General features: G+C 67.2%; 6 protein-coding genes. All 6 read right to left on the bottom strand.

Annotated elements, in window-relative coordinates:
• Nucleotides 1-124: 124 nt before the first annotated feature.
• Nucleotides 125-1,819, bottom strand: coding sequence for a thiosulfohydrolase SoxB (gene soxB, locus NHG85_RS02020; protein WP_253329311.1), 1,695 nt, complete (start codon nucleotides 1,817-1,819; stop codon nucleotides 125-127).
• 87 nt (nucleotides 1,820-1,906) lie between these two features.
• Nucleotides 1,907-2,767 (bottom strand): sulfur oxidation c-type cytochrome SoxA, encoded by an 861-nt coding sequence (soxA, locus tag NHG85_RS02015; RefSeq protein ID WP_253329309.1) that lies wholly within the window; start codon nucleotides 2,765-2,767, stop codon nucleotides 1,907-1,909.
• Between the two features lie 36 nt (nucleotides 2,768-2,803).
• The gene (soxZ, locus tag NHG85_RS02010; RefSeq protein WP_253329307.1) at nucleotides 2,804-3,133 is read right to left on the bottom strand and encodes a thiosulfate oxidation carrier complex protein SoxZ; all 330 of its coding nucleotides are present in this window, start codon (nucleotides 3,131-3,133) and stop codon (nucleotides 2,804-2,806) included.
• 23 nt (nucleotides 3,134-3,156) lie between these two features.
• Nucleotides 3,157-3,579 carry a thiosulfate oxidation carrier protein SoxY gene (soxY, locus tag NHG85_RS02005; protein ID WP_253329305.1) on the bottom strand — a complete coding sequence of 141 codons (423 nt, stop codon included), beginning with the start codon at nucleotides 3,577-3,579 and terminating at the stop codon, nucleotides 3,157-3,159.
• 22 nt (nucleotides 3,580-3,601) lie between these two features.
• Entirely contained in the window at nucleotides 3,602-4,081 is a 480-nt protein-coding gene (gene soxX / locus NHG85_RS02000) for a sulfur oxidation c-type cytochrome SoxX (RefSeq protein ID WP_253329303.1), read from the bottom strand.
• 229 nt (nucleotides 4,082-4,310) lie between these two features.
• A partial coding sequence (locus tag NHG85_RS01995) for a cytochrome c biogenesis CcdA family protein (RefSeq protein WP_253329301.1) occupies nucleotides 4,311-4,892 on the bottom strand: 582 nt, incomplete at its 5' end.

The following is a 4,892-nucleotide window of genomic DNA, read 5'->3' as shown; positions in this document are numbered from 1 at the left end:
GCCACGCGGCTGCCGGCCAGCGCGCCGCCGGCGGCCAGCGCGCCGGTCAGGAAGCCGCGCCGCGAGGGGGCGGGATCTTTGCTCATGCTCGGAGTCCTCTTGTCGTCCATGTCGGCAGGGCGGCTCATCCGGCCACCACGTCGACGCTTGTGTTGGGATCGATGGAAACGGTGCCCTGATTGCGGATGTGGCTTTCGACCACATCCCAGATCGGCGGGCCTTCGGTGCCCTCGTTGACGCTGGCCCAGCCCGCGACGACATAGCTCTTCGACGGATCGATCGCCTCGCCCGAGGCAAGATGCGTCATCTCGGTCACCCGGCTGCCTTGGGGCTGCGCGATGTCGATCCGATAGCCCATGCCGCCGACGCGGACCATGTCGCCGCCCTGCTGATAATAGGGGTCGGGGTTGAACAGGTTGTCGGCCACGTCCTCGAGGATGAGCTTCAGCGTCTCGCCGGTCATCTCCGAGCGGTAGGCCTCGGGGTAGCTCATGGCGGTAGAGTTGAAGACGTCCTCGCGGGTGATCTCCTGACCGGGCATCAGGGAGGCCCCCCAGCGGAAGCCGGGCGAAAGCGCGATGTCGGCCTCGCGCTCGGAGATCAGCGCGTTGCAGATCAGGTCATCCCATGTGCCGTTGAAATTGCCGCGCCGGTAAAGGAGCGAGTCCGTCGTGCCCAGCACCTCGGACATCTCCGCCTCGAAGGGCGCGCGCGTCTCCTCGACCAGCGCCGTCATCTCCGCATCGGGCGCGATCACGTCAGAGAAGATCGGGATGAGGCGGTGCGTCAGCCCCTTGAGCGCGCCGCCCTCGACGTCGAGATCGACGCGGGAGACGAACTTGCCATGGCTTCCGGAGGCGATGAGATGCGTGTCGCCGATGCGCACCGGCTCGGGCAGGGCGTCATGGGTGTGGCCGGTGAGGATCACATCGATCCCCGGCACCTCGGCCGCCATCTTGCGATCGACGTCGAAGCCGTTGTGCGACAGCACCACGACCACCTCGGCCCCGGCGTCGCAGGCCTGTCGCACCACCTCTGCCATGCGCTCCTGCCGCACGCCGAAGCTCAGATCGGGGAACATCCAGCTCGGGTTAGCGATCGGCAGGTAGGGGAAGGCCTGACCGATTACCGCGACCGAGGTGCCGGCGCGCTCGAACATCTTCATCGGCTCATAGGCCGGCTCGTCCCACATCGCGTCGAAGATGTTGGCGCCGAGGAAGGCGGGGTCGAGCTCGTTTTCGATGATCTCGGTGACCCGGTCGATGCCCAGCGTGAATTCCCAATGCGAGGTCATCGCCTCCGTGCCGAGCGCGTTGAACAGGCGCACCATGTCGGCGCCCTGGGTCCTGAGCGCGGGCAGGGAGCCCTGCCATGTGTCGCCGCCGTCGAGCAGGATCGCGTCGGGCCGCTCGGACCTGATCGCCTTGACCACCGTGGCGATCCGGTCGAGCCCGCCCATGCGCCCGTATTCGCGGCCCAATGCGACAAAGTCGTCATAGGTCAGCGCGTAATCGAGCGGCGATCCGTCCTCGATGCCGTAGAGCTTGCGAAAGGCGGCGCCGGTGACATGCGGCACATGGCCCCGCGCCGCGCCGACGCCGAGGTTGATCTCCGGCTCGCGGAACCAGATCGGCTGGGACTGGGCGTGGATGTCGGTGATGTGGATCAGCGTCAGCGCGCCCGGACCGCCGCTGCCGATCAGGTCGTCCTGGCTGAGCCTTTGCTGCGCGGCGAGCCGCGACCAGTTGCCGAACCCCGAGGCGCCCCAGAGCGCGGAGGCGGTGAGACCGGCCTGAAGAAAGTGGCGGCGGGCGATCATGGGCAGTTCCCTGTCATCAGATGCGTATTATTGAATATGTTTTGGCGAAAACGCCCCGCCGGGCCAAGGCCGGGCGGGGCGTTCTAGTCAGTTGCGGACCGAGGGGCCTTCGACCGAAAGGCCGTTGCCGCGCGAGGCGACGTAAAGCTCAAGCGCCACGAACTCCGGGCTGCCGGGGCTGAAGGTCTCGGCGCGGGTATCGCGCACGCAGCCCTTGAACCGGTCATGCACGGTGTTGAGCTTGCCGTTCTTGAGCCGGTAGGTCGGAAAGCCGTTGATCTGGCCCTGGCTCAGGTGGTCGGCCCGGATCATGTTGTCGTAATTGTCCTCGTGGCAATTCGCGCAGGCTAGTTCGAGCTGGCCGTAGCGGGTGTAGTATATCTCCTTGCCCTGCTCCCATGTCTCCTCGGCCGGGCCGTCGATCGCCACGTCGACCGGCATGCCGCGCGAGACCGAGGAGATCAGCGCGACCATCTCGGTCATACGCTGCCCGGTATAGTCCCAAGGCTCGGCGCCCGCCCGCTCGGTCACGCATTCGTTGACCTGCATCTCGAGCGTCTGCACCTCGCCCTTGGCCTCGTCCCACTTGGGATAGACGGCGCGCACGCCCTCCAGCGCCTCGGGGCTCTCGTGGCAGGAGGCGCAGGACTCCTCGCCATCTCCGAGCGCGGTGTCGAAATCGGCGCGGGCGTTGTCGACGCCGATCATGCCGGGGTTCTCGAAATCGTCCATCTGCAGGTCCTGCGTCTCGCGGGAGCGGTATTCCCACCCCGAGAAGATCTCGCGGACGTAGTCCATGTGCTCGGGCGCGGGCGCCTTCGTCACGATCTCGATCTCGTCATTGATGACGAGGTTGGCCTCCTGCGCCGTCGCGACGGGGGCAAGGGCGGCCGACCCGGCCAGCCCGAGCGCCGCCCATGCGGCGCCGGTCCTCAGCGTCTGTCTCATCAAGGTCTCCTCCCTTGCCCTCTCCTGGGGATCCCGTCAGGCGACGGCGATCTCCTTGGTTTCCTCGTAGGTCGAGCCGTCATCGTCGATCCAGGTGAAGGTGAAGGTGCCACTCTCGGGTACCTTGGCCTGGAACTCGAAATACGGGTTGGTCGAGATCGCGGGCTCCATCGCCACCTCGATCACGGTCTCGCCGTTGAAGCTGCAGGTGAAGTGGTTGATGATCGAGCGCGGGATGAGGTTGCCCTCCTTGTCCTTGCGCTGGCCCGATTCCATCGGGTGGCTGATCAGGGTCTTGATGGTGATGACCTCGCCTGCCGTCGCCTCTTTGGGGACGCGGACGCGGGGTGTGACGTTTTCTGCCATGTCTCTTGCTCCTTGTCCCGAACTCAGCCGCCGCAGCCGCCGATGGTCACCTTCACCTCCTGCGCGGCGCGCGCGAAGCTGCCGTCGGACATCTTGGCGATGGCGACGACCTCCTGCGTGCCGGCGAGACGGATCCGGGTGGAGGCCATCTGCGCGCCCGCGAGCGGGCCGAAATGGAACACGCCCACGTCGGGGTTGGGGTTGCCGGTGGCCAGCAGCATGATCGCCTCGGCACCGGGGGCCTCGACCTCGACCGGCACGGTGTTGCCGTTCTCGGCGATCTCGGGCGCGGTCAGGCTCAGCCCCTCACCGGTGATTTCGGCCCCGCCGGTGAATTCGGCGATCAGCTCCTCGGTCGGCGTGGCGAAGGCAGCGCGCCCGCCCAGCATCACCGCGAGCCCGCTGCCCGCCAGCACGGCAAGGCTCTGTCTGCGTGAAAACTTCATCTCTCTCCTCTCCTGCCGCGCGTCACTCGTCGCGCAGCGTCATCAGATAGGCCACCACATCCTCGATCTGCTGAGCGGTCAGCAGCGGCTCGAGCGGCTCCTCGGCGGCCTTGCCGGTGAAGCCGTCGCCGGGACGGATGAAGCCCGTGGTCTTGTAGAAGGCCGGCATGATCGAGCCGGGGAAGGTCATCTTGGCATTGGCCACGATCCCGCGCAGGTCGGGCTCGGTCCAACGGTCGGCGACGCCGTCGAGCGGCGGGCCGACCTCGCCGTGGAACGGCACCTCGTCGAGCGCGCCGACCGCGTGACAGGCGACGCAATTGCCCAGGCCCCGCGTGGTCATGACCTCCGCACCGGCCTCGGGATCGCCCGGCGCGCCGGACAGCGATGTCTCGATGGCGCGGTATTCGCCGTAGGCGACCTCCTGCGGCGCCACGACCTCGGCCTGCACGACCGAGCCGGCCAGTGCCAGCGCGACGGCGAGGGTGAATTGTCGCGACATGTGTCCTCCCTGCGGCATTATGTCCTCCGAGGACACGTTAACGTGGTCCATATGTTCTAATCAACATCATATTTGATTTATTGAATACGGAGTGGCGGGACGGCGACGAAGCCTCGGTCGGGAGCCGGTTTTCCGGCCTTCCGGGCCGCGAAGCGCGATCGGGGTCGCGCGGCCCCAAGGAGGGGTCGGGACACTCCGGCGCGACGACTCGGGCCCTTCCGGCTGCGGATCACCCGAAGCGGGAGAACGCCGGAAAGGTATCGAGCATCCATTGCGCGATCAGGTTCACCGAGTTGGTGGCGATCAGCAGGCCGAAGGTCACGAGCAGCACGCCGGTCAGCGTTTCGACGAGGCCCAGATGCTTGCGAAACCGCTGCACGAGCCGCGTGAAGGGCGCGATGAAGACCGCCGCCAGAAGGAAAGGCAAGGTCATGCCCATGCCGTAGGCCAGAAGCAGCCATGCCCCCTCCGCGGCGGTCTGCAGGCTGCCCGCGGTGAACAGGATCACGCCCAGCACCGGTCCGACGCAGGGTGTCCAGCCAAAGGCGAAGGCGAGGCCCATGACGAAGGCCCCCGCGAGGCCGACCTCGCCCACGGGCCCCGCGCCGCGGTCCAGCCGAAGCTGCCGGTAGAGCAGCCCGATCGGCAGCACGCCCATGAAATGCAGCCCCATCAGGGTGATGACCCCCGCCGCCAGCCAGCGCAGCGGCTCGAACCAGTCGCGCAGCAGCTGCCCGGCCAGTGAGGCCGAGGCCCCGAGCGCCACGAAGACGCTGATGATCCCGGCCGAGAACAGTGCGGTGAACACGAG

It is taken from the genome of Limimaricola litoreus, assembly GCF_024159025.1.
In the GTDB taxonomy this organism is placed as follows: Bacteria; Pseudomonadota; Alphaproteobacteria; order Rhodobacterales; family Rhodobacteraceae; genus Limimaricola; species Limimaricola litoreus.
The sequence above is the reverse complement of the archived record's forward strand: the minus strand, read 5'-3'. Positions and strand labels throughout refer to the sequence as shown.